Origin of the sequence: Allobosea sp. BE125 (genome assembly GCF_031456075.1) — a bacterium.
Classification (GTDB): domain Bacteria; phylum Pseudomonadota; class Alphaproteobacteria; order Rhizobiales; family Beijerinckiaceae; genus Allobosea.
Genome location: NZ_JAVDTY010000002.1, coordinates 332,434 through 358,749, shown reverse-complemented (window position 1 = coordinate 358,749; position 26,316 = coordinate 332,434). Strand labels below are relative to the sequence as shown.

The following is a 26,316-nucleotide window of genomic DNA, read 5'->3' as shown; positions in this document are numbered from 1 at the left end:
GGCGGGCTCACTTGGCCGCGCCGAGAATTCCCGATGGGCGGATGAAGAGGAACAGCAGCAATACCGACAAGGCCGCGACGGTCTTGAGGCCGGCGCCGAAGACGACGATGGCGAGCGCCTGCATCAGGCCGAGCAGCAGCCCGCCGAGAAAGGCTCCGAAGGGACGCCCGAAGCCGCCGACGATCGCGGCGATGAAGCCGCTGATGGCGAAGGGCACGCCGACATTGAAGGCGGTGTACTGCGTCGGCGTGATCAATATGCCGGCGATGGCGCCGAGCGCGGCGCTGAGCGCGAAGGCCAGCGCCAGCATGCGCGAGACCGGGATGCCTTGCAGCGCCGCCGCCTCGCGGTTGATCGAACAGGCCCGCATCGCCTTGCCGGTCCGGGTCAGGGCGAAGAAGGCGGCAAGCAGCGCAACGATCGCGAGCGAGCCACCGACGATCCAGAGGAACTGCGTGCCGATCGCGACGCTGCCGATCATCAGGGGCGGCAGATCGGTGAAGACCGGCAGCGTCTTGGGCTGGTCGCCGACCGCGATCAGCGTCAAGCGCTCGATGACGATCTGCGCTGCGAGCGTCGCCAGGATCATCACGAACATCGTCGCCTTGCGGTTCCAGAGCGGCCTGACGACGATCCGCTCGATCACGACGCCGAGCGCAGCGACGGCTGCGACCGCGACCAGCGCCGCCACCGGCAAGGGCAGGCCGTGGCGGCTGAACAGCGTCTGGGTGATCATGCCGCCGAGCATCACGAAGGCGCCTTGGGCGAAGTTCACGATGCCGCTGGCATTGTAGATCACGCAGAAACCGATGCCGATCAGCCCATAGACGCAGCCGATGCCGAGCGCGCTGACAAGGACCTGGGGGATATAGGACCAGTCAGCCATGGGCCGCTTCCTTGCTGGCGGGGGCGCCGAGATAGGCTGCGATCACGGCCGGGTCGGAGCGGATCTGCGCCGGCGTGCCCTCGGCGATCTTGCGGCCGAAATCGACCGCGACGATCCGGTCGGCCGTGTTCATCACCAAAGTCATGTCGTGTTCGACCAGCAGCACCGTCGTGCCGGTCTCGGCGATGCGCCTGATGATCCGCGACAGGGCCGCCGATTCCTCGGCGTTCAATCCCGCCGCCGGCTCGTCGAGCAGGATCAGGCGCGGACCCGCCGCCATGGCGCGAGCCAGTTCGAGCAGGCGCTGCCGGCCATAGGGCAGGCTGGAGGCGGGTTCCTCGGCCAATGCGGCAAGGCCGGTGAAAGCCAGGAGCTCGCGGGCGCGGTCTTCGACCTCGGCTTCCTCGCGCCGGGCCGAGGCCGGGCGCAGCAGGGCCGAAAACAGGCCGGCCTTGCCATGCAGATGGCAGCCGACCTTGACGTTGTCGAGCACGCTCAGATCCTCGAACAGCCTGACGAGCTGGAAGGTGCGCACCAGCCCGCGCGCCGCGATCCTGACCGGCGGCAGGCCGGTGATGTCCTGCTCCTCGAAGATGATCTGTCCCGAACTCGGCGGCAGGAAGCCAGAGATCAGGTTGAACAATGTGGTCTTGCCGGCGCCATTGGGGCCGATCACGGCCGTGACGCCCTGGGCCGGCACGGAAAAGCTGACATCGTCGACGGCGATGAGGCCGCCGAAGCGACGCGTCACACCCTCGAGTCGCAGGCGGCGGGTCATGAGCGGCCTCGCGTCGAGAACAGGCTGGCGAGACCGCGCGGCGCATAGATCAGGAGCAGGATCAGCGCCGCGCCATAGGCGAGGTCCTGATAGTCCTTGAAGGCGCGGAAGGTCTCGGGCAGCAGGCTGACGATGAGCGCGCCGATCAACGGCCCCGCGACGGTGCCGATGCCGCCGACATAGAGCATGGTGAAGGTGACGATGACCATGTGCAGCCCGAACACCTCGGGGCTGACGAAGCCGACGACATGGACGAAGAGCGAGCCCGCCAGCGCGGCAAAGCCCGCCGAGAGCAGGAAGGCCATCAGCTTGTAGCGCGCGACGTCGATGCCCAGCGCCTGGGCGGCTTCCTCGCTGCCGGCCACGGCCGACAAAGCGCGGCCGAAGCGCGAGCGGCGGATGCGCGCTGCCGCGAAAGCACCGCCTGCGACGACGAGCGCCAGCATGACGAGCTGGCCGCGATCCGAGGAGACTTCGTAGCCTGCCAGGCTCAGGGGCGGGATGCCGGAAATGCCCATATAGCCTTGCGTCACTGACTGCCATTCGACCGTGATCTCATAGGCAATCAGGCCGATGGCGAGCGTGCCCATGGCGAGGTAATGGCCCTTCAGCCGCAAGGTCGGAAAGCCGATGATGGCGGCGGCCAGCACGGCGGCAGTCATGCCCAGCGCCATGGCGGGCAGGGGGCTCCAGCCATGGCTTGCGGTGAGCACGGCGGAGACATAGCCGCCGATCGCGGCGAAGGCGTTCTGGCCGAAGGAGACCTGGGCGGCGAAGCCCATGAACAGGTTCAGGCCGGTGACGAAGACGGCATAGATCAGCGCGAAGGAGACGACGGTGGCCGCATAGCCGCCGACCAGGATGGCATAGCCGACGACCGCGCCGGCGAAGAGCCAGGGCAGCAGGCCGACGAGCCGCAGGCGGCGCCGTTCAGGAGAGGTAATGCTGGGCGAGATCGTCATGGGATGTGATGTCACGCGGATCGAGTTCGGCGACGATGCGCCCCAGGGAAAGCAGGTAGACGCGGGCTGCGAGCTTCAGCGCCAGCGGCGCCTTCTGCTCGACCAGCACGATCGCGAGGCCCTCGCGATTCAGGAGGCCGAGCGTCGCCAGGATCTCGTCGGTGACGCGGGGCGCCAGACCAAGCGATGGCTCGTCCAGGAGCAGGACCTTGGGGCCGGCCATCAGCGCCCGGCCGATGGCGAGCATCTGCTGCTCGCCGCCCGACATCGAGCCCGCCATCTGCCCCAGCCGCTCCTTCAGGCGCGGAAACAGCGTCAGCACGCGCTCGCGCCGGCGGGCGAATTCGGGCTTGTCGCGCAAGCGATAGGCGCCAAGCTCGAGATTATCGGCCACGCTCATCGGCCCGAAGATGCCGCGCCCTTCCGGCACCAGGACGATGCCGCGCGAGGCGACGGCGACGACATCCTGGCGCGGAAGCGGCGCGTCCCGGAAGCGGACTTCGCCCGCATTCGAGACCAGCCCCATCAGCGCCCGCAGCAAGGTCGATTTGCCGGCGCCGTTGGGACCGAGCACGGCGACGAGCTCGCCTTCGCCGATCCGGATATCGAGCGGATGCAGCGCCTGGATATGGCCATAGCGCGCCGAGAGCCCTGTCGCCGCCAAAATGGGCGCGGGAGCCGCGACGCCCGGCGCCGTGGCCAGGTTCATTGCACCACCTTGACCGCGCCGTTCTGGATCGTCGCCAGCACGAAGGGGTTGTCGGTGATGCCCTGATGCAGGTCGCGCCTGAAATTGTAGATGCCGGTCGTGCCCTGGAAGCCCTTGAGCTCCTCATAGGCCGCGCGGAGCTTCTCGCCCTCGAAGGACTTGGCCTGTTCGATCGCGGCGACGGTGAGCATGACGCCATCCCAGCCACGCGAGGCCCAGTTCGGGTCGCGATCCTTGTACTTCTCGCGCCAGGGATCGAGGAACGCCTTGATGCCGGTCTTGAGCGGACCGTCCGGCAGCGCTTCATAGACCTGCGAGGGTGAGGCGACGAAGAAGAACTTGTCGCCCAATACCTCGGCGACGGGGCCGAACACGGCGAGGTCCTCGAGGCTCGTCAGGAGCAGCATGTCGGCGCCGAGCTGCTTGATGTTCTTGGCGGCGGTCAGCGTGGTGCCGCCGAGCCCGATCTTCAGGATGGCACCGGCTCCGGCCGAGCGTGCCTTGCTGATCTGGACGCTGAGATCGGCATCGTCCTGCTTGTATTGCTCGATCGAGACGATTTCGAGCCCGTATTTCGCGGCATTGCGCTCGGCTACGGTCTTCTGGAGATTGGCGTAGGGCGTTGGGTCATGCAGCACCGCGATCTTGCGGATCTGCGTCTTCTCCTTGAGGAATTCGAGGCGCTTGTCGACCTCGAAACCGGCCGGCGGCAGCGTGGTGAAGGCCCAGGGCAGATGCTCGGCCAATTGCGGCAGGATCGAGCACAGCATCATCGGCACCTTGGCGCGCAGCAGCAAGCCGGCGGCGGCGAAATTGCCGGCCGAGACGCAGCCGCTGACGAAGACGTCGACCTTGTCGGAGCTCAGCATCTTTCGGTAGACCGTCACGGATTCCTGCGGCTCGGAGCGGTTGTCCTCGACGATCACCTGGATCTTGCGGCCCATCACGCCGCCCTTGGCGTTGACGGCTGCTGCCGCGAGCTCGACACCGTCGCGCCAGGCGCGATCAACGGTAGCGGCATAGCCGGTGAGCCCGGCTGAGACGCCGATCTTGTAGTCCTGGGCGCCCGCCATTTGCGGCAAAGCCGATGCGAGACAGGCGGCGAGCGCGGCCGCCACGGCAGTGGATGTCTTCATGGGTTCCTCCCGTTTCCCTTGCTTTCGGGTCGTTCGCCGCAAGCTGCGGCGCGCCCTTTATGGTCTTGATGGTGGGGCTTCACGCCTCACTCAGGCTGCTGGTTTCCCGTAGCCGCCGCCGCCTGGCGTTTCGAGGAGCACGACGTCGCCGGGCTGCATCGTCAGCTTCTTGGCTTCGCTGACCGGCTTGCCGTTGACGAGAAAGTGGCCGGATGCGCCGGGCAGTCCGCCATCGATGCCGTCGGGGCCGCGGTTCAACCGGCTCGGCACCGCGTTCAGCAGCCAGGGCGCGTCGGTGCGCATATGGAACTGGATGCTCTGGCCGTCGCCACCCTGCATCCGCCCCTTGCCGCCCGAGCCGCGCCGCAACTCCTTGCGGTCGAACACGATCGGCATCGTCGCCTCCAGGATCTCGATAGGCACCGCCGCGACGCCGGTCGGATAGCAGGTCGCGCTGGGGCCTGGCTTGTTGGCGCGGGCGCCCATGCCGCCGGAATAGTTGAACATGGAGGAGGTGAAGGCCTGGCCATCCTGCCGCTTGCCCTGGATCTGCATGGTCCAGACCGCGCCCGAGCCTTCGGCCAGCACGCGCTCGGGCATGACCTGATGCAGCGCCTTCAGGATCGGCATCGGTACATACATGCCCACCACATGGCGGGCGTTCACCGGTGCGGGATAGGCACAGTTGATGATCGAGCCCTCCGGCGCGCGCACTTCGATGGGCGCGAGCGAGCCGGTGTTGTTGGGCAGGTCGGGGTTGAGGCAGGAGCGGATGGCGAAGGTCGAATAGGCGTGGGTGTAGTTCAGCACGACATTGATGCCGGTCGCGGTCTGGGGCGAGGAGCCGGCGAAGTCGACGATGATCGCGCCGGCCTCGACATCGACCGTCACGGCGGTCTTGAGCGTGATGATCTCGCCGCCGGGCACGTCGAAGCTGGTTTCTCCGTGATAGGTGCCGGGCTTCAATTTGCGGATGGCGTTGCGCGTCGCCTCTTCCGAGCGGTTGATGATCTCGTCCGACAGGGCTTCGATATCGGCGACGCCATAGCGACGGCACAGCATGATCAGGTATTCGGCCGCCGCCTCGCCGCTGGAGACCTGGGCGGAGAGATCGCCGAAGACGGCGTCCGGCGTGCGCACATTGCGCCGGATGATGTCGTGGAGAACCTCGTTGGGCTTGCCGCGCTCATAGAGCTTGAGCGGAGGAATCCACAGCCCCTCCTCATGCACGTCGCGCGCGCCGGCGCCGATGCCGTAACCGCCGATATCGGTGTGGTGGATGGTCGAGCCGATATAGGCGATGAGATTTTGCCCGTCGAAGATCGGCGTCAGCACCGTGATGTCGAAGAAATGCCCGGCCGAGAGCCAGGGATCATTGGTGATCAGCACGTCGCCGGGCTCGCAGCGCCCCTCGAAGATGCGCACGAGATGCGCGCCTGCAAAGGCGAGCGAGTTGATGTGGCCGGGCGTGCCGGTATTGGCCTGCGCCACCATGCGCCCGCGCTGGTCGAACAGCGCGCAGGCGAGGTCGCCGGCCTCGCGCACGATCGGGCTGAAGGCGATGCGCTGCAGCGCCTTGGCCCGCTCGTTGACGATGCCGATCAGGTTCGACCAGAGGATTTCGAGTTCGACGCCATCCATTGGGTTCAGCCTTTCCTGGCGATGATGCAGCCGAGGCTGTCGATCGTGGCGTTCCAGCCGGGGGGAAGCGCGGTCGTGGTCTCGCGCTCCTCGATGATGGCGGGGCCTGCGATGGTCTGGCCCTCAGCGAGCGCGGCGCGCTCATAGACCGGGACCGACTGGTCATCCTGCCAGGCATGGACCGGGCGATGGCGCTTGGCCTGCCCCTGCGCGATCTGCGGGCGGGCCTGGCCGTCGAAATGCGGCGAGGGGCCGCGCGCCACGACGCGCCAGGTGACGATCTCGATGGGGACATGCGAGGGGTTGACGCCGTAGAGCGTGCGATAGGCCGCCTCGAACTGCTGGGCGAGGGCGCCCGCATCGCGGCTTTGGCGCGGGTCGGTCTCGAAGATGACGGTGACCTCGTGCTGCTGGCCGACATAGCGCATATCGGCGCCGACCAGGATCGTGACGTCCTTGGGCGCGCAGCCGGATTGGCCGAGCGCAGCCATGCCCTCGCTTTCGAGGTCGCCGAGCACGCGGTCGACACGGGTCCAGTCGAGATGGGCGACCAAGGTCAGGTCGCTGCGCACCAGATCGAGCCGGACCGGCGTCACCAGCGTGCCGAAGGCCGACAGCACACTCGATTGCGGCGGCACGATCACGCAGGTGCTCTGCAGCAGGTCGGCGACGCCGCAGGCATGCAAGGGCCCCGCGCCGCCAAAGGCAAACAGCGGCAGGCCGCGATAGTCGACGCCGCGATCGGTGGCATGGGTGCGCGCGGCCGAGGCCATCGCCTCGGTCACGATCCGGTAGATGCCGCGCGCCGCCTGGACGGGGGAGACAGCGAGCGCCTGGCCGAGCCGCGCCATCGCGGCCTCGCACGCCAGCTTGTCCAACGACATGTCGCCGCCGAGGAAGTTTTCCGCATCGATCAGGCCGAGCACGAGGTCAGCATCGGTCACGGTCGCGCTCTGGCCGCCGCGGCCGTAGCAGGCGGGGCCGGGATTGGAGCCGGCGCTTTCCGGGCCGACCTTGAGCAGGCCGAGATCGTCGACATGGGCGATGCTGCCGCCGCCGGCGCCGATCTCGATCAGGTCGATCGAGGGTACGGTGACGGGCAGGCCGCTGCCCTCCTTGAAGCGATAACGCCGGTCGACTTCGAACAGCCCGGTGACCAGCGGGGTGCGGTTCTCGATCAGGCAGGCCTTGGCGGTGGTGCCGCCCATGTCGAAGGACATCAAACGGTCGATGCCGAGCAGTTCGGCGTAGTGGCAGGCCGCCAGCGCGCCGGCGGCGGGGCCGCTCTCGATCATGCGCACCGGGTTCTTCCCAGCCGTTTCCGCGCCGACGACGCCGCCCGACGACAGCATGATCAAGGGCGTGTTGGCGAAGCCCTCGACGCGCAGCCTGTCGCTCAAGCGCTTGAGATAGGGCTGCGAGATCGGCATCGCATAGGCGTTCACCGTCGCCGTGGAGGCGCGCTGATATTCGCGGATCTGCGGGGCGACCTCAGAGGAGGTGCAGATGAAGACGTCGTTCAATTCGCGGGCCAGCGCTGCGGCGACTACGGCTTCGTTGGCGGGGTTCGCGAAGCTGTTGAGGAAGCAGATCGCCAGCGCCCGCGCGCCGCTGGCGCGGATATCGCGCACCAATTGCGCGATGTCCTGCGGATCGGGCGCGATCGCTATCGTGCCGTCGGCCAGGACACGTTCCTTCAGGCCAAAGGTCAGCTCACGCGTCACCAGCGGCTCGGGGAACTCGATCTGAGGATCGTACATGTCGTAGCGGTGCTCGTTACGGATCGAGAGCACGTCGCGGAAGCCCTCGGTCACGACAAGCGCCGTCGGCAGGCCCTTCCGCTCGATCAGCGCGTTGGTGACGACGGTGGTGGCGTGGACCACCAGGCCATCGACCGCGCCGGCTGCGACACCGGCCTTGCCAAGTACGGAATCGACGCCCCGGAAGAAGCCTTCGAGCAGGTCGTGATGCGTGGTCAGCGTCTTGTCGACGCTGAGACCGCCCTTGGAGTCGCGCAGGACGATATCGGTGAAGGTGCCGCCGATATCGACGGCCAGCGAATAACTCATGGCTTCAGTCTTTCCAGGTCAATCCCCGCGATATGCGTGCGGCGCTGCCGACGACTTCGCGGATCTGTTCGGGATCGGGGACGGGAGGGATGAACTGTGTCGCGCCGACGATGGCGATCGAGCCGACGAGGATCTGGCGATGGTCGAAGACGGGGGCGGCGAGCGTGTTGACGCCGGTGATGACCTCGTCGGGGGCTGTGGCCCAGCCGCGTTCGCGGACGGCGTCGAGATCGGCGAGCAGGGCATCCCGCGTGACGATCGTCGCTGGCGTCCAGGCCTCGAGCTCGCCATTGGCAATGGCGGCCGTGCGCTTCTGCGAGCCGAAGGCGAGCCAGATCTTGCCATGCGCGCTGGCATGGAAGGCGAGCCGCGTGCCGGGGCGCGTGGCGAATTCGATGAGGGTGCGGCCCTGGATCAATTCGAGGACGATCAGCTCGGCGTCGATCGCGGCGCAGACCGTGACGGCCTGGCCGGTGCGATCGCGCAGCGTCATCAGCTCCTCGCGGGCGGCGCTGACGATGTCGAAGCGCTGCCGCAGCGACTCGCCCAGCACCATCAGCTTGATGCCGGCTTCGTAACGACCGGTCTCGGCATCCTGCCGGACGAAGCCGTGGCGCTGCAGCGTCACCAGATGCCGGTAGATCGTGGCTTTCGACGCTCCCAGCGCGCCGGCGATCTGCGCCAGCGCAGCCGGACGGCTCTGCTGCACCAGATACTCGACTGCCCGCAAGGCGAGATCGAGTGTGCTGGTGCCGGCCGGTGCGGCTTTGGCCGCATCTGGATCGGGTTTCGTCGGCAAGGGCGTTCCTCTGTGTTTCATTTCATATAATGAAACATCATTTTGTTATTTGATACGCTATGATGAAAGCTGCGAGGAGGTCAATGCCTCCGTTCGCGGTGTTGATCAGTTTTTATCGGATGGCTGGATCAGGGCGTGCGCAGCCCCAAATCATCTGTCGCTGTCAGAAAGGGCCGGTGAATTGGTTACGGCTCAGGCCTCTCCGATGAGGCCCGGGAGGCTTTCTGAACGCCGAAGGACGCCGTGCGAAGATGCCGGCATCCCGATAAACCATTTCATCAAGCATCGGGCTCAACTATCTAGAAACAGGTCATGCGGCGTTCTACGCCTTCAAGCCTAGCCTTCCTCTGTCAGGGACAAAGTCATGCCTTCCTCCGATGCGCTGGCTGCGGTTTTCGAGCATATCGAAACGAACCGAGCGAGTTTCCTCGATCGCCTCATCGCTTATCTCCGCCATGCCAGCATCAGCGCCGAAAATATCGGCATCGCCGAAGTCGGGGCTCTGTTGGTGGAGATGCTGAGCGAGATCGGGCTCGAGACCAGCCTGATGCCGACCGCGGGGCATCCCATGGTCGTCGCGCGCTGGGAGAAGGCGCCGGGCAAGCCGACCGTGCTGCTCTACGGCCATTACGACGTGCAGCCGCCGGACCCGCTCGAGAAATGGCTCTCGCCGCCCTTCGAGCCCACCATCCGCGACGGACGTCTCTATGCGCGCGGCGTCGGCGACAATAAGGGCCAGCATTTCGCGCAGATCCTGGCGATCGAATCCCATCTCAAGGTGCATGGAACTCTGCCTTGCAACGTCATCCTGATGCTGGAAGGCGAGGAGGAGATCGGCAGCCCGAACATCGCCGGCTTCGTGCGGGCCAATAAGGAGGTGCTGAAGGCCGATCTCGCGGTGACCGCCGACGGCCCGCGCCATGCCAGCGGGGCGGCCGCGATCAAGTTCGGCTCGCGCGGCGTGGCGTCCTTCGAGCTGCGCTGCCGCCATGCCAGCCGCGACGTGCATTCCGGCAATTTCGGCGGCGTCGTGCCCAACCCGATCTGGACGCTGGTGCATCTGCTCGGCACCATGAAGAACGAGGCTGGCGAGATCACGATCGAAGGCTTCCATGACGGCGTCGAGCCCCCTTCACCGGAGGAACTCGCCGCGGTCGAGCGCCTGCCGCTCGACATTGAGGCGTTCAAGCACAGCCTCGGGCTCGCACGGCTCGACGCGCCGGCGGAGCGGCCCTTCTACGATCGCCTCTGCTTCCGCCCGACCCTGACCATCAACGGCTTCCACGGCGGCTATGGCGGGCCCGGCTCCAAGACGGTGCTGCCCAATGAGGCCTTCGTGAAATGCGACGTCAGGCTGGTGGGCGCGCAAGATCCGGAAGACGTCCTGCGCAAGATAGCGGCTCATGTCGCCAGGCATGCGCCGGAGGTCGAGTTCATCGCGGCCGAGAAGGGCATGCAGCCCTCGAAGACGCCGATCGCCTCGCCCTTCACCCCGATGCTGCGCCGGGCTTTCGTCGCAGCCCAAGGGGTGGAGCCGCTGCTGATCCCGGCCGGCTTCGGCAGCCTGCCGGGCTATGTCTTCACCAAGATCCTCGGCATTCCCGCCTTCGTGACGCCCTATGCGAATCCCGACGAGGCGAACCACGCGCCCAACGAGAACCTGACGCTCGACTGCTTCTATAGCGGGCTTCGCACCGGGGCCGCGCTGCTGCACGAGCTTGGCGAGTTACGAGCACCTTGAGCGGACCAGCTACGTAAGGCCTTGTTCTAGGCGCATCCGCCGCGCCAGGGCCTCGCCGATCATCACGCAGGTGAAGTGCAGGTTCGCCCGGCAATCCGTCGGCATGATCGAGGCGTCGGCGACCCTTAGCCCCTCGACGCCGCGCACCCGCAGATCCGGGTCCACCACGCCGCGCGGGTCGTGATAGGCGGTCATGTGGCAGGTGCCGGCGGCGTGCTGGATGTCGCTGGCCTCCTGCAGCATCAGCGCATCAAGCTCAGCCTCCGGCAAGGCTGCGGCCTCAGCTGGGCTGAGCGGGGTTTCGCAGAAGCGGATATCGTCGCAAACCGCGCGCAGGGCCGGCTGTTCGGCGAGAGCGGCCAGCCGCCGCACGGCGTCGCGCATGCGCAGCCGGTCGCGCGGGTCGGCCAGCATGTTCTCGTCCACGACGGGATTGGCGTCCGGGTCGGCCGAGCTCAGGCGCAACTCGCCGCGCGAGAACGCATCGTAAAGCGACACGCCCACCGCTCCGCCCGGACCGGGCGTGGCGCCCACGAAGCCGCGATGGTTGTAAGAGACCATGATCATGTCGCGCCGGCCGCCGCCGCCAAGGCCGCTGCTATAGGTCAGGCAGCAATTGGTGTGGCGGGCATCGGGGTCATGCGCGACGAAGCCGGGCTTGAGGGCCAGGCTGAGGCGCAGCACCGGATGGTCCATCAGGTTGCGCCCCACAAAAGGCTGGTCGCGCAGCACGGGAATTCCCAGCGCCGCCAGTTGCGCGGCCGGGCCCAGCCCCGAGCGCATCAGGATGGTGGGGCTGTGGATCGCGCCGGCGCACAGCACGATCTCGCGGCCCTCGATCTCCGTCCACTCCGTGCCAGTGAAGCGCACCCGTACCGCACGGGCGCGGTGGCCGTCGAACAGGATCTTGTCGACCATGGCGCCGCCACGGATCTCCAGATTTGCGCGTCCCCGCACGGGTTCCAGATAGGCGTCGTTGGTGGAGATGCGCGCGCCGTCGCGGGAGTTGATCGGGTTGGTCGCAATCCCTTCGCCCTGCAGCGCGTTGAGGTTGCCGAGCCAGGGGTAGCCGGCAGCCAGCGCCGCATCGCGGAAGGCGAGGTCGACATGGCCCCAGCTGTTTTCCGGCGCGCGATACACCGGCAAGGGCCCGGCGGTGCCGGCCTGCGGATCGCCTTCTATGGCGTCGAAGACCGGCAGGACGTCCTCCGAAGACCAGCCTTCGCAGCCATACTCGGCCCAGCTGTCGAAGGCCTCCGCGACGCCGCGAATGGCGATCTGCGCGTTCACCGTGGAGGAGCCGCCGAGCGCTCGGCCGCGCCAGTAGAAACGCGGCTCCTGCACCGCGGTCCGGCGGGTCATCAGCTCCGGCCACTGCCACTGCGCCTGGTGCGCCGGATCGTGCATGAACGGGATGATGTTGGCGCTGCGCAGCGCGTGCGGCGCCTCGGAGGCGCGCCAGTCGCGCCCGGCCTCCAGCAGCAGCACCCGGCGGTTCGGATCCTCCGAAAGCCGGGCGGCCAGCGGCGCCCCGGCCGAGCCGGCGCCCACCACGATCACGTCGTACATGCGCTCAGATTCTCCCTGTCTACACCGCCTTCTGGCATGGCCGGAGACCACGCACCATACAATCGGTGCAGAGCTGGGCTGCACGACCTCGGCGGGCTTCGGCAGCCTGCCGGGCCGATGTCAGATCAGGCCGGCGGCAATGTTGATGGTCAGGCCGAGGATGGCCAGATTGAAGAAGAAGGCCAGGACGCAGTGGACCAGCGCCACCCGGCGGATCGAACGGGAGGTGATATTGACGTCGGCCGTTGCCGAGGCGACGCCGATCACGAAAGAAAAATAGAGAAAGTCCAAATAGTCGGGGCAATCTTCATTCCCGGGAATGTCGAGGCCACCACGCGATTTCGGCACTGCTGCGGGATGGGACCGCCATTCGTCGTAATATTCATGCGCGTAGTGCAGCGCAAACATCACATGGACAAAGCCCCAGGCCGAGACGATCGTCAGAAGGGCCAGGCCGAGGTGAAGCCCTTTCGCGATCCCCGTGACGTCCTTGACCGAACCCAGTTCGGCCACGATCGCGCCAATGCTCGCAACCGCGGCCAGGATCACCAGCGACAGGATCAGCAATTGACCTTCGTCCTGAAGGGCGGCTTTGCGGCGTATCGTGTGATGCGTCGCGCGCAGCATCATCACGATGATACTGACGAGGAACGCGATCGTTGCCGCATTCCAGGCCACCAGCGCGCGCGTTGTCGGCCGCCAGATGTCGGGCAGGACCAGACTGACCAGAACGCCCAGGACCGTGCAGAGAAACAGGCGCGGTCTCGCCCGCACATAGCGGATCGGCAACCAGCGTTGGCGATGCCGGTCGAGCGCTGAGTTATCCATGGGCGATCCTTAGAGCGTTCTCGCGCGAAGCGGATACCGGTTCGGGTGAAGAAAACGCGTTAAAACAAGGAGCAGGAGCGGTTGAACGATCCAATCGGATCGGAAACAGCGCTAGCGCGTTTTCCAATCACCTTGCCCCAGCATTGCGAGCGCGGTGATCTAGATTGCTTCGTGGCTTTGCCCCTCGCAATGACGATCTGCTGCCCCCTCCATCCAAACAGCCAATAGAGCGAAAGCGCGGGCATCGGCCGCCATGGCGGTATGGCTCAAACCAGCCTCGTCTCCTCGATGGTGACCGGTGAATAGAAGGAGAGCGAGCCGGGCAGGCTGCGAAAGCCCGAGACCTCCCGCCGGAAGGCATAACCCTGCGAGCGCCAGGCGAGCCCGACCATGGGCGCCTCGGCGAGCGCAAGCCGGATCATCTCGTCATAGGTCGCCTTGCGCGCGGCGAGATCGAGCTCGGCGCGGCCTTTGGCGAGCAGATCGGTGATGGCCTTGTTCTCGAAGCCGAAGGACCGTTGATAGGAGGGGGAGCTGCCGGCGAGAAAGCTCGACATCGCGTCGGGGTCCTCATAGTCGAGTGCGTAGCCGACGACGGCGAGCTCGTACTGGCCGCGATTGCCGAGCTGGAGGCGTGTCGAGTAGTCCGGCAATTGCAGGGTAGCGCGGATGCCGACCGCCGCGAGGCTTTGCTGCACGACCTCGGCGGTGTCCTTGTGCATGCCGTATTGCGCCGAGGAGAGCAGGGTGGTCTGGAAGCCGTCGGGCATGCCGGCCTCGGCCAGGAGCTGCTTCGCCCTGGCGCTGTCCTGTTTCCAATGTGCCTCGCGCGCTGCATCGTAGAAGGGCGAATTCGGGACGATCGGCAGCCCTTCCATCGGGGTGCCATGGCCGAAGAAGGCGGCCCTGACCACATCGGCGCGGTTGACCGCATAGGCCACGGCCTGGCGCAATTTGGGATTGGTGAAAGGGCCCTGCCTGGTGTTGAAGACGAGGCCCATGAAGGGGCCGTCCGTCGCATCGAGCTTCAGAGCCGGATTGGCGCCGATCGCTTCCATGCTCTGCCAGGGCACATATTCGATCAGGTCGACATCGCCGGCCTGGAGCGCCGCGACGCGCAGGTTCTCATCGGCATAGGCGATGCAACGCAGCTTTGGCGTCTTCGGAAAGCCGGGCCGGAAATAGCCGTCGAAGGCGGCGAGATCCATCCGGGTGCCGCGCTCGATCTCGGTGATGCGATAGGGGCCGCAGCCGATCGCCTCCGCATCGCTCGATTTCGCCGAGATGATCGGTGCATTGAAGCTGGCGAGGTGGAAGGGGAATGTGGCGGAGGGGGCCTTCAGCAGGATGCGGACGCTGCGTCCCTTGACCTCGACCTGCTCGACGATCTCATAGGCGGCCTTGAGATAGGCGGTCGATTTCGCGCCGGCGATCTGCTCGAGCGTGAATTTCACATCCTCGCCGGTAACGGAATCGCCATTGTGAAATTTGGCGTTCTCGCGCAATTCGAAGACATAGGCGCGCTCACCATCGGCGCGGAAGCTTTCGGCGATCTCGCCGCGCAGCTTGCCGGTGGCGTCGTAGCCGACGAGCCCGCGATGGATCATCAGCTTGACGGCGCCGGCGCTGGTGCCGGCGTGCTGGAACGGACGCAAGCTCGACGGATAGCTCGACAGGGCAAAGCGCAGCATGTCCTTGCCCTGCGCGCGCGCCGCACTGATAGCGCCCGGCCCGGCGAGGTTGCCGGCGAAGGCCGCTGCGCCCGCCAGGAAAGCCCGGCGGTTCGGCCGCATCGTCATCTCGCTCATCATCCCGCTCCCTTATTGTGTTCGGAGGCGGGAAGGGCGCAAGACCCAGCCACACGCACCGTGTTTCTTGACGATCAGTCCGTCAGGGCGAGCGCCTGCATCACGCGCTCAGTACCATAGTCGCGCTCGGCTGCGCTCCGCGAGCATTTGCCGGAACGGATGTCCTGGGCCAGGGCCTTGAGCTCGCGCTCGGCCGGCGAGCCGAAGCCACCGCCGCCCGGCGTCTCCAATCGCACGGAATCGCCCGCCTTGAGCACGAGATTGGATATCTTCGAGGAGAGCTCGTCCTCATGCGCCGTATCCGGATTGCGCAGCAGCCGGGCGGTGCGGCCGTCGAGCCCGCCGAACAAACCCGGAGCGCCGGCGCGGTGACCGTCCGAGCGGGCGGAGAAGACGATGCCGTCGCGCGTCGCCGAGATCTGGCGAGCGATACCGAGCCCGCCGCGATGGCGCCCGGCACCGCCGGAATCCTCGACCAGGGCGTATTCATCGACCAGCAACGCGTATTCGTTCTCCAGCGCCTCGGCCGGCAGGTTCGAGGTGTTGGTGATATGGACATGGACGCCGTCCATGCCGTCGCCATCATGGCGCGCGCCGACACCACCGCCCATCGATTCCAGATAGACGAAGGTGCCGTCGTCGCGCCGGCGCTGGCCGGAAAAGATGATGACCGGAACGACGTCCTGCGAGGAGGCCATCGCCCGTTCCGGCGGGAGCAATTGGGCGAAGGCGCCGAACAAGGCGCGCGCCACCTTGTTGCAGGTGATCGAGCGCGCCCCGACCGGAGCGGGGTAGGCGGGGTTGACGATACTGCCGGGCGGCGTGGAAACCTCGACACAGGCGAACATGCCGCTATTGGGCAGAAGCTCGGGGTCGAGCAGCGTCTTGACCGCGTAGTAGCAGGTTGCCAGCAGCGCGCTTTCGGCAACGTTCATCGCGCCGCGCGCCTGGGGAGCGCTGCCGCTGAAATCGAGGATCAGTCTTTCGCCTTGCACGGTGACATTGGCCTGGATCGGCACGGGATCGCCGCCGAGCCCGTCATCGTCGAGCCAGGCGATGCAGCTCGCCTGGCCGTCCTGCATGTCGCGGATGCGGTTGCGCAGGCGTCGCGCCGTATAGGCGAGCAGGTCGTCGATCGCGCCCGTCATCGCGGCCAACCCCATCTGAAGCGAGAGAGCCAGCAACAGGCGCTTGCCGCGTTCGTTCGTCGCGATCTGGACCTTGAGATCGAGCGAGCGCTCCTCGGCCTCGCGCGAATTCTGCGAGACGAGATTGAGCAGGTCCTCGTCGAGCTCGCCGGCGCGCACGATCCGGATCACCGGGATGCGCAGGCCCTCCTCGAAGATCGAGCGCGCCGTGCCCGAGATCGAGCCTGGAACCGAGCCACCGACATCGGAGTGGTGGCCGATATTCGCCGCGAAGAAGCGTAACGCCCCGTCGATGAAGACCGGCGTGACGATCGAGATGTCCGGCATATGGGTGCCGCCGGCGAGGTAGGGATCATTGCAGATGAAGGCGTCGCCATCGCGCATGCGCGCGACTGGGCAGGCCTTCAGCACCGCGGTGACGCTGCCCATCAGCGAGCCCAGATGCAGCGGCACATGCGAGGCCTGGCAGACGAGCCGGCCGACGCCGTCGAAGAGTGCAACCGAGCAGTCCTTGCGCTCCTTGATGTTGGTCGAGAAGGAGGAGCGGACGAGCGTGTTGCCCATGTCCTCGGTGATCGAGAGCAGCCGGTTGGAGAAGACCTCCATCGCGATCGGGTCGGCGAGGCGGGCTTCGTCATCCTTGCGTAGCGCGGCGAGGCTGGTCTGGAGGGAGGCGGTCATGGTCACAGCTCCACGATCAGGTTGCCGATGGCGTCGATGTGAACATGCTGGCCCGGCCCGACGACGGTGGTGGAGCTCATCTCCTCGATCACGGCCGGCCCTTCGAGCCGTGCGCCCGCGCCCAGGCCGGCGCGGTCATGGACCGGCGTATCGAGCCAGCCATCGGAGAAGTGGACGAGGCGATGTTCGCGCGCGAGCGGGGATGCAGCCTGTGCGCCGGGTGGTTTCGTCTTGGGACGGTCGATCGCGCCGACGACCTTGAGACGGCAATTCACCACCTCGATCGCAAGACCCTCGACATCGTAGCCATATTCGCGGCGATGCGCCTCGCGGAAGCCGGCAACGAATTCGGCGAAGGCGACCCTGGACGCCTTCTTGTCGAGGCGGACCTGGACCTCATGGTTCTGGCCTTTGTAGCGAGCCTCGATTACGCGCAGAAAGCTGCGACGCCTGGGCTCTACGGCCTCCTGGTCGAGCCAGGCGAGACCGCGCTCCTGCATGCCGTCGAACTGCGCGGCGATGCGCGGCCAGCTCGCGTCATTCGCGATGATGATCTCGCTCTTCACGAAATCGAGGCTGAGATCGGACATCAGGATGCCGCGCGCGCACATCGTGCCCGGCTCCTGCGGCACCAGAACGCGCTTGATGTCGCATTCCTCGGCCACCGCGACCGCATGGAGCGGCCCGGCTCCGCCATAGGGAAAGAGCGCGAAATTCGCGAGGTCATGGCCCTTCTCGGTCGAGACGGCCCGGATCGCCCGGCTCATATTGGCAACCGCGATACGGATGATGCCGAGCGCGGCCTCCTCGACCGTGAGGCCCAGCGGTTTGGCGATGCGCTCCTCGACGGCCCGGCGCGACGCTTCTTCATCGACCTGCATCCGGCCGCCGAGCAGCGTCACCGGGTTGAGCCGGTGCAGGATGATGTTGGCGTCGGTCAGGGTCGGCTCGGTGCCGCCGCGGCCATAGGCGACTGGTCCGGGATCGGCGCCGGCGCTGTGGGGGCCGACCTTGAGCGCGCCGGCATCATCGATCCAGGCGATCGAGCCGCCGCCCGCGCCGATGACGTGGATATCGACCATCGGGGTGCGCACCGGATGGTCGGCGACCATGCGGCTCGCGGCGAAGGCCGGGGCGCCCGCCTCGACAAGGGAAACGTCGGTCGAGGTACCGCCGACATCGAAGGTGATGAGATCGGGAAAGCCTGCTTCCTTGCCGACCTCGGCTGCGCCGACGACACCTGCGGCTGGTCCCGACAGGCAGGTGCGCACCGGATAGGCGCGAACCGTCTCGACCGACATCAGCCCGCCATTGGAATGGATCGTATAGGGCTGTGCCACCACGCCGAGATTCGTCAGCCGGCCGAGGAACCGGTTGAGATAGCGGTCCATCTTCGGGCCGACATAGCTGTTGATCGCCGTCGTCGAGAAGCGCTCATATTCGCGGAATTCGGGCAATACTTCCGAAGAGGTCGAGACATAGAGCCCGGGCGCGACCTGACGCACGATCTCGGCCGCGCGCCGCTCATGCTCGCCGCTGAGATAGCTGTGCAGGAAGCAGATCGCGATCGCCTCGACACGCGCGGCGAGCAGCGCCTCGGCGGCGCGGCGGATCGCGGCCTCGTCGAGCTCCGTCAGCGTCTTGCCTTCGACATCGATCCGGCCGGCGACCTCGATGCGGCGCTGGCGCGGCACCAGCGGCTCGGGCTTACCGACGGAGTAGTCGAACAGATGCGGCCTGACCTGGCGGCCGATCTCGAGCACGTCGCGGAAGCCCTTGGTGGTGATCAGCCCGGTGCGCACGCCGCGCCGCTCGATCACCATATTGGTCGCGACCGTGGTGCCATGGCCGACGAAGCCGATGTCGCAGGCGGCGATGCCGAGTTCGGCGATCAGCGCCGAGAGCCCGGTCGCGATCGCCTCGGACGGATCGGACGGAGTCGAGGCGACCTTGAAGTGGCGTATCGCGCCGCTGGCTCCGTCGTGAATGGTGAAATCGGTGAAGGTGCCGCCAACGTCAAAACCAACCCTGTACATGAGATCGTCGGTTCCTTGCTGGTGAACGGCTACCGCATTCTCTTTCCTTATGGCTCCGTCGATGGGTCCTGGAGCATTCAAGGGGCTGTTTGCGGGCGGATGCGACGGTTGCATCTCCCACGGCATGCGCTCAAATAGAATTACCGTCACCTCGTATGCGAAAAGCTGATAGCTTTGCCATGCCTCGCCAGTTGAGCCATCGCGGCCTGCAGGCCTTCCGCCTGATGATGTTGACCGGCAGCGTTTCCGCTGCGGCGGCGACGATGAACCTGTCCCAGCCCGCCGTCAGCCGCCTCCTCAAGGAGCTCGAGCTCGATACAAGCCTGCGCCTGTTCGACCGAACCAAGGGCAGGCTGGTGCCCACCGCCGAGGCCGGGCTGCTGCTCGACGAGGTCCAGCGCTCCTTCGTCGGGCTCGACCGGATCTCCTCTGCGGTGGGCGAAATCCGCAAAGGGCGGCGCGGAACGCTGTCGATTTCCTCGCTGCCCATACTGGCCAGTTCGCTTTTGCCGAAGATGGTCGGGGAATTCCTGCGACGGGCGCCGGGTGTCGCGGTGCGGCTCGACTCGGCGGGATCGCAGACCGTGACCCAGCAGGTCATGACCGGCCAATACGATATCGGCTTCATCAGCATCTCGGTGCCGCTTGCCAATCTGCACACGATGCGGCGCTATTCGCTGCCCTGCCGCTGCATCCTGCCGCCTGGCCATCGATTGGCGGGGAAGGAGGTTCTCGGCCCCGGTGACCTGGAGGGGGAAAGCCTGGTCAGCGCCTCGCGGCGCACGCTGATGGACACACAGGTCCAGGCGCTGCTCGACCGCCACGGCGTCTCGCCTGCGATGCCGGTTGAGACGCCGCTGCTGCCGCTGGCCTCGCTGCTCGTGCTCGAAGGCGCCGGCGTCGCGATCGTCGATGCGATCACGGCCGCGCATCATGAACGGCTTGGCGGCATCTCCCGCCGCTTCGAGCCGCTGGTCAGGCTCGAACTCGGCATGGTGCGCCGGCTCGATGCTCCCGTGACGAGCGCCGAGGCACTGTTCATGGAGATCTGCGATGGACAGATGTCGCGCTATGTCGATCAGGAGATCGACGTGCAGACCGCGTAACGTCGAGGCCGGACTGCCCCGTCAATGCAGCGGGATGATGGTTTCGACCAGGCCATGGCCTTCGATCGCGACCTGGCGGCGGCGCAGCGGCGTGCCGTAGAGGGCGCTCAGGTTGCTCTCGCTCATCACGGTGTCGACGGGCCCCTGGCGCTGATCCTCAGGCCCCATCAGCAGCAGCGCCTCATCGGCGACCTCAAGCGCATGGGTCGGCAGATGCGTGCTGAACAGGATCGCGTGCTCGCCGGCGGTGCGCAGGTCGCGCAGCACGGCGACGAGCCGGCTCTGATTGGCGAGATCGAGCGCGGAGGCCGGCTCATCGAGCACCAGGACGGGCGATTGCGTCGCCAAGGCGCGTGCCAGCAGCACGAGCTGGCGTTCGCCGCCCGAGAGCCGGTCGAGCCGCTGCTCGGCGAAAGCCTCAGCGCCGATGCGCACCAGCGCTGCGCGGGCGATGTCGTAGTCGGCGCGGCGCGGCGTTCCGAACAGCCCGAGCGACCTGGCGCGCGCCATCACCACGACATCGAGCGCGCGATAGGGCAGGGGCGCGATCACCTGCGGCACATAGGCGACGAGCGGCGGGGCCTCGCGCGTGCCCTCATCGAGCTTGTCGAGCCCGGTGACAGCCTTGATCAGCGTGGTCTTGCCGCGCCCGTTTGGGCCGAGCACGGCAACGCAACGCCCCGGCGCCAGCGATAGATCGAGCCCGCGGAAGATCCAGCGCTCGCCGCGGCGGATGCCCGCGCCTTTCAACGCGATCATGCCGCCAGCTCCCGGCGCTGACGCTGGCGCAGCAGCAGTGCAAAAACCGGAGCGCCGACGATCGCGGTCAGAACGCCGAGCGGGATCTCGGCGGCCACCGCCGTGCGGGCGAGGGTGTCGACCAGTACCAGATAGGATGCGCCGAGCAGGGCCGATGCCGGGATCAGCAGGCGATGATCCTCGCCGGCGACCATACGCGCGGCATGCGGCACGACGAGGCCGACCCAGCCGATGACGCCGGCGAAGGCGACGACGGTGGCCTCCATCAGCGCAACAGCCAGGAAGACGAGCCAACGGTCGCGCTCGACCGGCAGGCCGAGCGCGCGTGCATCGTCCTCGCCGAGCGAGAGCACATTGATGCGGAAGCGCAGGCCGAGCACGAGCATGAGGGCGAGCGCGAGCACGGGAGCGGCGGCTGCGAGTTGGCGCCAGCTCGCCGTGGCGAAGCTGCCCATCAGCCAGAACACGATCGCCGGCAATGAACTGTCGGGCTCGGCGACGAATTGCGTCAGGCTGACCAGCGCGCTGAACAGCGCCGCGACGATGACGCCGGTCAGCACGACAGTGACCGTGCCCGAGCGACCATCGACGCGGGCGATGGCGCCGACCAGCAGCAAGGCGGCGGACCCGGCGAGAAAAGCCGAGCCGATCAGGAACCAGCCGGACAGGCCGAGCAGGATCGCGACCGCGCCGCCGAAGGAGGCGCCGGAGGAGACGCCGAGGATATGCGGCGAGACCAGCGGGTTGCGCAGCACGCCTTGCATTGCCGCTCCGGCGGCTGCAAGCGCGGCGCCGCAGATGGCGGTGAGCAGGACGCGCGGCAGGCGGACCAGCAACACGATGCGCTCCTGCAATTCGCTCCAGCTTGGGTCGACGGGAACGATGCGGGAGAGGACGATGCCGAGCACGGTGCCGGGCGAAAGCGAGAGCCGGCCGGCGCAGAGGGCGGCGACCATGACAAGGCCGAGCCCGACCGCCAGGGCGAGCATGACGAGGGTCGCGCCACGGTCATGCGACACCGATCCGCCAGCCGCGATGGTCATGGCCGTGCGAAGCGTGAATAGGCCCGGGATGTGCCGTTCACATCGAGCCGCAGGACCTGGTCGAGATCGCTCTCGGAGGCCGCGAAACCATAGAGATCGCGCAACCCCTCGCGCAATTCGTGACGCAGATCGATGGCCGGGCCGGTCTCGTGCAAAAGCGCCGCCAGCCAGAGCCAGAGGAAGGGGTTCTCCTGCGTCGGGGGCTCCCAGCGATAGGCGCCGGTCGGGATCTTGTAGACGCGCTTGTCCTTCGCCGCCCGCATGCCCGACAGGATCGGATCGTCGAGGACGGTCTGCGGCGTCAGGTCAGGGATGGCGCTGTTGAGCAGGATGACGTCGGGATCCCAGATCATCATCTGCTCGGCCGAGGCCGTCTTGGAGCCTGTCAGCCCATCGGCAGCATTGCGCCCGCCCGCGAGCGAGATCGCATATCCCATGATGCTCTCCTCGCCGGTGGCGACGAAGCGCCCGGCCGAGCGGGAGAGAAAGAGGATGCGCGGCGCCTTTGCGCGAAGTTCGGGCGTCCGCAAGGGCGCGAGCCGCTCTGCCACCGCCTTGCGCCAGCCGATGATGGCTTCTGCGCGCGCGTCGGCGCCGATCGCTGCGCCCAGCATCGCGATGTTGCGGCGGCTGATCTCCTCGTCGCCATAAATCACCAAGGCGGTGGTCAGGCCGGCATTGATCAAGGGGCCGATGATGTCGGCGCCGCGCTCGCCTCGTTGCAATACGAGGTCCGGCCGGGTTGCCGCGATGGCCTCGACATTCGGCATGAAGGCCGTCGCGCCCGGCATGACGAAGTTGGTCTCGACCTGGGCAATACCGGGGAAGATGCGCGCCAGCAGGCTCTCGCGCGCGATCGAGCGCACGATCGGATGCATGCCGAGCAGCCGCGCGGGCGAACGGTCCAGCGCCATCAGGGTCGGCGCGGCCGGGATCGGCAAGGCGATGATGCGCGAAGCCGGGGCCTTCAGCGAGACTGGCCGGCCGGCGAGATCATCAAACGCGACGGGCTGGGCCTCGGCCAGCCCCGCCCATAACCCGGCGAGCAGCGCCCCGAGGACGAGCCTGCGCATCAGAAGCCGAGCCTTGCCGTCAACACGGCCTGGAAGGGTTCGCCGACCGCGACGTTGAGATTATTGACCGCAGAGGGGTAGTAGACCTTGTCGAACAGGTTCTTGACGTTGAGCTGCAGATCGAGCGGGTGGCCGTTGAGCTTGGTCTCATAGGACACGAAGATATCGGCGACCGTGTATTCCGGCAGGTAGAACGAGTTTGCCGCGTCGCCCGGGCGACGGCCGACATAGCGTGCGCCGGCGCCGGCGCGCAGCCGCCCCGGCCCGATCTGGCCGAAATCATAGGTCAGGAACAGGGCGCCGCTGTTGCGTGCCACATTCGGCAGGCTGGAGCCCGGCGCCAGCGTCGGATCATCCGAGACCTTGAGATCCGTATAGGCGTAGTTGGCGGCGATCGAGAGCTGCTCGGTCAGATTGCCGGCGAGTTCGAACTCGACGCCGCGCGAGCGCACCCGCCCGGCAGTGCGGGCGATTGTCGTGCCTCCCACCGTCTCGGTGTAGAGCACGTTGCGCTTGTCGATGTCGAAGATTGCGGCGGTGGCGGTCAGGCCGAAGGGCAGCTCCGCCTTGGCGCCGACTTCGTAGGACTTGCCCTCCTCGGGCGGCAATGCGCCGATCGCCTGCGAGATCGAGGAGTTCGGCTTGAAGGATTCGGTGTAGCTCGCATAGACCGAGACTGCCGGGGTGAGCTTGTAGAGGATGCCGGCGCGCGGGATCACCTTGTTGCCGCTGATGTCGGTATTGACTAGGAACGGCCGGCCGCGCCCGGCATATTGGTCGAAGGCCTGGATGCGCGCGCCACCGACGAGGCTGAGCTGATCGGTCAGCCAGAGCGTGTCCTGGATATAGGCCGAGGCCGTCTCCAGTCGCTCGGTCTGGTCGCTGTCCGAGGCGGCGACGCTCCGGCTGGACGGCAGCAGCCCGTGTACGGGCCGGTAGATGTTGAAGCCGGTCGCGTTGGCGCTGCGGATCAGGTCGGTGCGAATGACCTTGCTGTAGTCGTAGGAGGCGCCGATCAGGAATTCATTGGTGAAGCCGAACAGCTTCTCGCGCCCGGTCAGATCGACGCGCAGGGCGTGGACGTCGAAATTGGAATCCTGGGTCGCGTCGGCGCGGCGGGTCACAGCCCCCGTCGCGGAATTATAGGCGATCACGCGCGCCTGATTGTCGTTGTACCAGTTGTGGCTGTAGGCGTAATGCGCCTTCAGGGACCAGTTCGTGTTGAAGCGGTGGTCGATCTCGATTCCGGCGAGCTGATTCTCGCCCGCGGTGACGTTATAGCGCTCATCGAAGCGGTGCCGCGACGAAACGCGTACCGGCCGCCCCGTAGCGGGATCGAAGATCGTGCCGCGGTCGAACGGCACCTTGTACTGCGAATATTGCGCATAGACGCGGATCGTCGTGTCGGGCCCGAAATAGGTCAGCGAGGGCGCCAGCATACGGGTGCGGTTCATGCCGTATTCGCGCCAATAGTCGCTGGTCTGCACATCGCCGATCAGGCGATAGGCGAAGCCGCTCTGGCCGATGGGCCCGGTCATGTCGACGGTCGTGCCGCCGCCATTCTTGCCGCCGCCGAAGCTGCTCATCCGCGTCTCGATGGTGTTGCGCGCGGTCAGTTCCGGTTTCTTGGTGATGATGTTGACGATGCCGCCGGGGTCGACGATGCCGAAGAGCAGCGTCGCGGGGCCTTTCAGCACCTCGACGCGCTCGGCCGTGGCGTCGAAGGCGCGCGGGGAGGCGACACGCAGACCGTCGCGCATGATCGAGCCGTCGCGATTATCGCCGAAGCCGCGCCTGGCGAAGGCGTCCTGCGTGCCGCCAAGTGTATTGGCCTGGACGACGCCCGCGACATTGGCGAGCGCGTCGTCGAGGCTGCGCGCCGCCTGATCGCGCAGCACCTGCGGCGACACCACCGTCACGGATTGCGGGATGTCGACGAGCGGCTTCTCTGCGCCACCCGCGACCGAGGAACGTAAGGGTTGGTAGCCGCGCGCTGCGGTCTCGCCCTGAACCCTGATCTCGTCGAGCACGACGGTATCGGCCGCGGCCTGCGTCTGCGCGCCTGCCGCCAGGGGCCAGGCGCAGGCGAGCGAGGTCATCGCAAGGAGGGGGCGACGCAGGCTGGTCATCGTAACACTCGCAGCAGGATTCCCGGCGCGGGCGCCAGTTCAGGCCGCGTGTTAGTCGCAGTGGATGTGCAGCGCAATATTGAGTCGGTAGATTATAATTATACTAATTTGAAGTGTCTGCGAGATACGAATGGAACTATACTCAAAGAGCTCAGTGTCTTTCTCGGAATCAAGGCGAGACAATGATCGATGTGTGCCTCGTCATATGCGCGGCCGAGCCGGGGTCGCTGCTGCTCTAGAGCAATTTCCGATCCAATAGGATCGTCCAATAGCTCTAGATCTTTATTTTAACGCGTTTTCTTCACGCGAACCGGTGTCCACTTCGCTCGAAAACGCTCTAATCGCCAGCCGGCTCCTCAGCCATCGCCTTGTCGAGAATGCTGACGGTTTCCTCCAGGCTTTCCTTCACGCCCAGCATGAAGTCCTTGCGGAACCCGATGATCGTGTCAGGCGGTTGGCCCTTGAAGGTGTAGACGACGCTGACTTGCGCGGGATTGACGTAGACGGGCTTTCCGTCGGTGGGCGAGGTGAACTTGCAGAGCTTTGGCATGGGCTTCTTCCCGGCGCGATTCGGTGGAGCGAGCTATACGACAGGCAGTCCTTGCTATGAAAACGTCCGGAGCTCGCCGGCGACAGGTGGATCTGAAAAGCGCCAGTCAGCCAGGCAGGGACCGACGGCCGCGTTGCCCGTCATGACAGCCGCCGATCGCGAATATCGAGGATGCGCTCACAGATTAGCAAGTGATCGGCGAGCAGCTGCTGGAGGGGGCCTATCGGCCGGAAGGCGCGCATGTCCTGATCTTCCTCCCCCGCCTCGGTCCAGTTCGCGATCGCCTCATCGGCAATTGTGATCTGATTCTCGGACGGATCGCCGCCAGTCTGTTCGCCGGCTTCCTCGGCGATCCGCAGAGCGATCTTTCGCCGCAGTTCCTGCTCCAGGGCCAGGAGCGGCTCGAGTTCGTCAGTGTATGCCATTACACCATCATCCTAACCTCAACGCCTCGTCGGCTGACATCCCATACAGCCGTTCGAAGGCATCGGTGGCGGTCTAGCGCGAGCCAGGCAGTCTCGCGAGCTCTAACAAGCGGCGGCATTCCACTATGTCTGCGACTGTCTGTTGAGGGGCGAAACCGGGCGGCGAGCGCCAGGATATGAAGGTCAGCTTACAGGCAGCAGCCCAAGTTTCGGTTGTGACTGATTCCGGCCGGTAGGAGAGGGCGGTCTTGGCCCGTTGGTGAAGAAACGGGGCAAGCGGAGGCTGAGATACCCAAAATCCGCCGCACGAACCTGCCTTCTCTAGAATCTATCTAAATCATTGTTGTTGTGATGGAATTCCGCATTGTCTAAGCGAAGCGGACTCGTCTCGTGCCATATGCGCGAGATCGTTGTCCAGCCGCCTCGGTGAGCGTAGAGGG

Annotated in this window: 21 protein-coding genes; 2 read left to right on the top strand and 19 right to left on the bottom strand. The window is 66.4% G+C overall.

What is annotated here, in order from left to right:
* Positions 1–7: 7 nt before the first annotated feature.
* From J2Y55_RS07000 to J2Y55_RS06965, 8 genes are all read right to left on the bottom strand, one after another.
* Complete coding sequence (locus J2Y55_RS07000; RefSeq protein ID WP_310149740.1) at positions 8–886, bottom strand: branched-chain amino acid ABC transporter permease; 879 nt, start codon at positions 884–886, stop codon at positions 8–10.
* Positions 879–1,664, bottom strand: coding sequence for an ABC transporter ATP-binding protein (locus tag J2Y55_RS06995; RefSeq protein WP_310149737.1), 786 nt, complete (start codon positions 1,662–1,664; stop codon positions 879–881). Before J2Y55_RS06995 ends, J2Y55_RS07000 begins: the two co-directional genes overlap by 8 nt.
* Complete coding sequence (locus tag J2Y55_RS06990; protein WP_310149734.1) at positions 1,661–2,626, bottom strand: branched-chain amino acid ABC transporter permease; 966 nt, start codon at positions 2,624–2,626, stop codon at positions 1,661–1,663. The genes J2Y55_RS06995 and J2Y55_RS06990 overlap by 4 nt, the downstream gene beginning before the upstream one ends.
* On the bottom strand, positions 2,595–3,335 hold the full coding sequence (locus tag J2Y55_RS06985; protein WP_310149731.1) for an ABC transporter ATP-binding protein: 741 nt from the start codon (positions 3,333–3,335) through the stop codon (positions 2,595–2,597). The genes J2Y55_RS06990 and J2Y55_RS06985 overlap by 32 nt, the downstream gene beginning before the upstream one ends.
* Positions 3,332–4,471, bottom strand: coding sequence for an ABC transporter substrate-binding protein (locus J2Y55_RS06980; RefSeq protein ID WP_310149728.1), 1,140 nt, complete (start codon positions 4,469–4,471; stop codon positions 3,332–3,334). The genes J2Y55_RS06985 and J2Y55_RS06980 overlap by 4 nt, the downstream gene beginning before the upstream one ends.
* Positions 4,472–4,561: 90 nt before the next feature.
* Positions 4,562–6,112 (bottom strand): hydantoinase B/oxoprolinase family protein, encoded by a 1,551-nt coding sequence (locus J2Y55_RS06975; RefSeq protein ID WP_310149725.1) that lies wholly within the window; start codon positions 6,110–6,112, stop codon positions 4,562–4,564.
* A gap of 5 nt (positions 6,113–6,117) precedes the next feature.
* Positions 6,118–8,181 carry a hydantoinase/oxoprolinase family protein gene (locus J2Y55_RS06970; protein ID WP_310149721.1) on the bottom strand — a complete coding sequence of 688 codons (2,064 nt, stop codon included), beginning with the start codon at positions 8,179–8,181 and terminating at the stop codon, positions 6,118–6,120.
* A gap of 4 nt (positions 8,182–8,185) precedes the next feature.
* Positions 8,186–8,980 carry an IclR family transcriptional regulator gene (locus tag J2Y55_RS06965; RefSeq protein ID WP_310149718.1) on the bottom strand — a complete coding sequence of 265 codons (795 nt, stop codon included), beginning with the start codon at positions 8,978–8,980 and terminating at the stop codon, positions 8,186–8,188.
* A gap of 364 nt (positions 8,981–9,344) precedes the next feature.
* Here J2Y55_RS06965 and J2Y55_RS06960 point away from each other — a divergent pair, with 364 nt between their 5' ends.
* Positions 9,345–10,721 (top strand): M20/M25/M40 family metallo-hydrolase, encoded by a 1,377-nt coding sequence (locus J2Y55_RS06960; RefSeq protein WP_310149715.1) that lies wholly within the window; start codon positions 9,345–9,347, stop codon positions 10,719–10,721.
* Positions 10,722–10,730: 9 nt separating this feature from the next.
* On the opposite strand, the gene J2Y55_RS06955 is transcribed toward J2Y55_RS06960, so the two are convergent.
* The 5 genes from J2Y55_RS06955 to J2Y55_RS06935 form a co-directional block, all read right to left on the bottom strand.
* A complete protein-coding gene (locus J2Y55_RS06955; protein WP_310149713.1) occupies positions 10,731–12,290 on the bottom strand; it encodes a GMC family oxidoreductase in 1,560 nt (519 codons plus the stop codon).
* A 120-nt stretch (positions 12,291–12,410) separates the two neighbouring features.
* Positions 12,411–13,118 carry a DUF1345 domain-containing protein gene (locus tag J2Y55_RS06950; protein WP_310149710.1) on the bottom strand — a complete coding sequence of 236 codons (708 nt, stop codon included), beginning with the start codon at positions 13,116–13,118 and terminating at the stop codon, positions 12,411–12,413.
* A gap of 266 nt (positions 13,119–13,384) precedes the next feature.
* Positions 13,385–14,926 (bottom strand): ABC transporter substrate-binding protein, encoded by a 1,542-nt coding sequence (locus tag J2Y55_RS06945; RefSeq protein ID WP_310149703.1) that lies wholly within the window; start codon positions 14,924–14,926, stop codon positions 13,385–13,387.
* Between the two features lie 74 nt (positions 14,927–15,000).
* Entirely contained in the window at positions 15,001–16,755 is a 1,755-nt protein-coding gene (locus J2Y55_RS06940; protein ID WP_310149699.1) for a hydantoinase B/oxoprolinase family protein, read from the bottom strand.
* A gap of 2 nt (positions 16,756–16,757) precedes the next feature.
* On the bottom strand, positions 16,758–18,791 hold the full coding sequence (locus J2Y55_RS06935) for a hydantoinase/oxoprolinase family protein (protein WP_310149696.1): 2,034 nt from the start codon (positions 18,789–18,791) through the stop codon (positions 16,758–16,760).
* A 179-nt stretch (positions 18,792–18,970) separates the two neighbouring features.
* Between J2Y55_RS06935 and J2Y55_RS06930 the strand changes: the two genes are divergently transcribed.
* Positions 18,971–19,897 carry a LysR substrate-binding domain-containing protein gene (locus J2Y55_RS06930; RefSeq protein ID WP_310149692.1) on the top strand — a complete coding sequence of 309 codons (927 nt, stop codon included), beginning with the start codon at positions 18,971–18,973 and terminating at the stop codon, positions 19,895–19,897.
* Positions 19,898–19,918: 21 nt separating this feature from the next.
* Here J2Y55_RS06930 and J2Y55_RS06925 read toward each other — a convergent pair whose 3' ends face one another.
* The 6 genes from J2Y55_RS06925 to J2Y55_RS06900 all read right to left on the bottom strand — a co-directional run bounded on the left by J2Y55_RS06925 (position 19,919) and on the right by J2Y55_RS06900 (position 25,876).
* Positions 19,919–20,656, bottom strand: coding sequence for an ABC transporter ATP-binding protein (locus J2Y55_RS06925; protein ID WP_310149689.1), 738 nt, complete (start codon positions 20,654–20,656; stop codon positions 19,919–19,921).
* Positions 20,653–21,699, bottom strand: a complete 1,047-nt coding sequence (locus J2Y55_RS06920) for a FecCD family ABC transporter permease (RefSeq protein ID WP_310149686.1) — start codon at positions 21,697–21,699, stop codon at positions 20,653–20,655. Before J2Y55_RS06920 ends, J2Y55_RS06925 begins: the two co-directional genes overlap by 4 nt.
* Positions 21,696–22,772, bottom strand: a complete 1,077-nt coding sequence (locus J2Y55_RS06915) for an ABC transporter substrate-binding protein (RefSeq protein ID WP_310149682.1) — start codon at positions 22,770–22,772, stop codon at positions 21,696–21,698. The genes J2Y55_RS06920 and J2Y55_RS06915 overlap by 4 nt, the downstream gene beginning before the upstream one ends.
* The gene (locus J2Y55_RS06910) at positions 22,772–24,901 is read right to left on the bottom strand and encodes a TonB-dependent siderophore receptor (protein WP_310149677.1); all 2,130 of its coding nucleotides are present in this window, start codon (positions 24,899–24,901) and stop codon (positions 22,772–22,774) included. Before J2Y55_RS06910 ends, J2Y55_RS06915 begins: the two co-directional genes overlap by 1 nt.
* A gap of 337 nt (positions 24,902–25,238) precedes the next feature.
* Complete coding sequence (locus tag J2Y55_RS06905) at positions 25,239–25,451, bottom strand: hypothetical protein (RefSeq protein ID WP_310149674.1); 213 nt, start codon at positions 25,449–25,451, stop codon at positions 25,239–25,241.
* A 140-nt stretch (positions 25,452–25,591) separates the two neighbouring features.
* The gene (locus J2Y55_RS06900) at positions 25,592–25,876 is read right to left on the bottom strand and encodes a hypothetical protein (protein WP_310149671.1); all 285 of its coding nucleotides are present in this window, start codon (positions 25,874–25,876) and stop codon (positions 25,592–25,594) included.
* Between the last annotated feature and the right edge of the window lie 440 nt (positions 25,877–26,316).

What these genes read in the sequence shown, in the direction of transcription:
- J2Y55_RS06935 (WP_310149696.1), bottom strand. Translation starts at nt 18,791, where the DNA reads ATGTACAGGGTTGGTTTTGACGTTGGCGGCACCTTCACCGATTTCACC.
- J2Y55_RS06910 (WP_310149677.1), bottom strand. Translation starts at nt 24,901, where the DNA reads ATGACCAGCCTGCGTCGCCCCCTCCTTGCGATGACCTCGCTCGCCTGC.
- J2Y55_RS06900 (WP_310149671.1), bottom strand. Translation starts at nt 25,876, where the DNA reads ATGGCATACACTGACGAACTCGAGCCGCTCCTGGCCCTGGAGCAGGAA.
- J2Y55_RS06955 (WP_310149713.1), bottom strand. Translation starts at nt 12,290, where the DNA reads ATGTACGACGTGATCGTGGTGGGCGCCGGCTCGGCCGGGGCGCCGCTG.
- J2Y55_RS06970 (WP_310149721.1), bottom strand. Translation starts at nt 8,181, where the DNA reads ATGAGTTATTCGCTGGCCGTCGATATCGGCGGCACCTTCACCGATATC.
- J2Y55_RS06980 (WP_310149728.1), bottom strand. Translation starts at nt 4,471, where the DNA reads ATGAAGACATCCACTGCCGTGGCGGCCGCGCTCGCCGCCTGTCTCGCA.
- J2Y55_RS06915 (WP_310149682.1), bottom strand. Translation starts at nt 22,772, where the DNA reads ATGCGCAGGCTCGTCCTCGGGGCGCTGCTCGCCGGGTTATGGGCGGGG.
- J2Y55_RS06905 (WP_310149674.1), bottom strand. Translation starts at nt 25,451, where the DNA reads ATGCCAAAGCTCTGCAAGTTCACCTCGCCCACCGACGGAAAGCCCGTC.
- J2Y55_RS06925 (WP_310149689.1), bottom strand. Translation starts at nt 20,656, where the DNA reads ATGATCGCGTTGAAAGGCGCGGGCATCCGCCGCGGCGAGCGCTGGATC.
- J2Y55_RS06995 (WP_310149737.1), bottom strand. Translation starts at nt 1,664, where the DNA reads ATGACCCGCCGCCTGCGACTCGAGGGTGTGACGCGTCGCTTCGGCGGC.
- J2Y55_RS06930 (WP_310149692.1), top strand. Translation starts at nt 18,971, where the DNA reads ATGCCTCGCCAGTTGAGCCATCGCGGCCTGCAGGCCTTCCGCCTGATG.
- J2Y55_RS06920 (WP_310149686.1), bottom strand. Translation starts at nt 21,699, where the DNA reads ATGACCATCGCGGCTGGCGGATCGGTGTCGCATGACCGTGGCGCGACC.
- J2Y55_RS06960 (WP_310149715.1), top strand. Translation starts at nt 9,345, where the DNA reads ATGCCTTCCTCCGATGCGCTGGCTGCGGTTTTCGAGCATATCGAAACG.
- J2Y55_RS06990 (WP_310149734.1), bottom strand. Translation starts at nt 2,626, where the DNA reads ATGACGATCTCGCCCAGCATTACCTCTCCTGAACGGCGCCGCCTGCGG.
- J2Y55_RS06940 (WP_310149699.1), bottom strand. Translation starts at nt 16,755, where the DNA reads ATGACCGCCTCCCTCCAGACCAGCCTCGCCGCGCTACGCAAGGATGAC.
- J2Y55_RS06975 (WP_310149725.1), bottom strand. Translation starts at nt 6,112, where the DNA reads ATGGATGGCGTCGAACTCGAAATCCTCTGGTCGAACCTGATCGGCATC.
- J2Y55_RS06950 (WP_310149710.1), bottom strand. Translation starts at nt 13,118, where the DNA reads ATGGATAACTCAGCGCTCGACCGGCATCGCCAACGCTGGTTGCCGATC.
- J2Y55_RS06945 (WP_310149703.1), bottom strand. Translation starts at nt 14,926, where the DNA reads ATGAGCGAGATGACGATGCGGCCGAACCGCCGGGCTTTCCTGGCGGGC.
- J2Y55_RS06985 (WP_310149731.1), bottom strand. Translation starts at nt 3,335, where the DNA reads ATGAACCTGGCCACGGCGCCGGGCGTCGCGGCTCCCGCGCCCATTTTG.
- J2Y55_RS07000 (WP_310149740.1), bottom strand. Translation starts at nt 886, where the DNA reads ATGGCTGACTGGTCCTATATCCCCCAGGTCCTTGTCAGCGCGCTCGGC.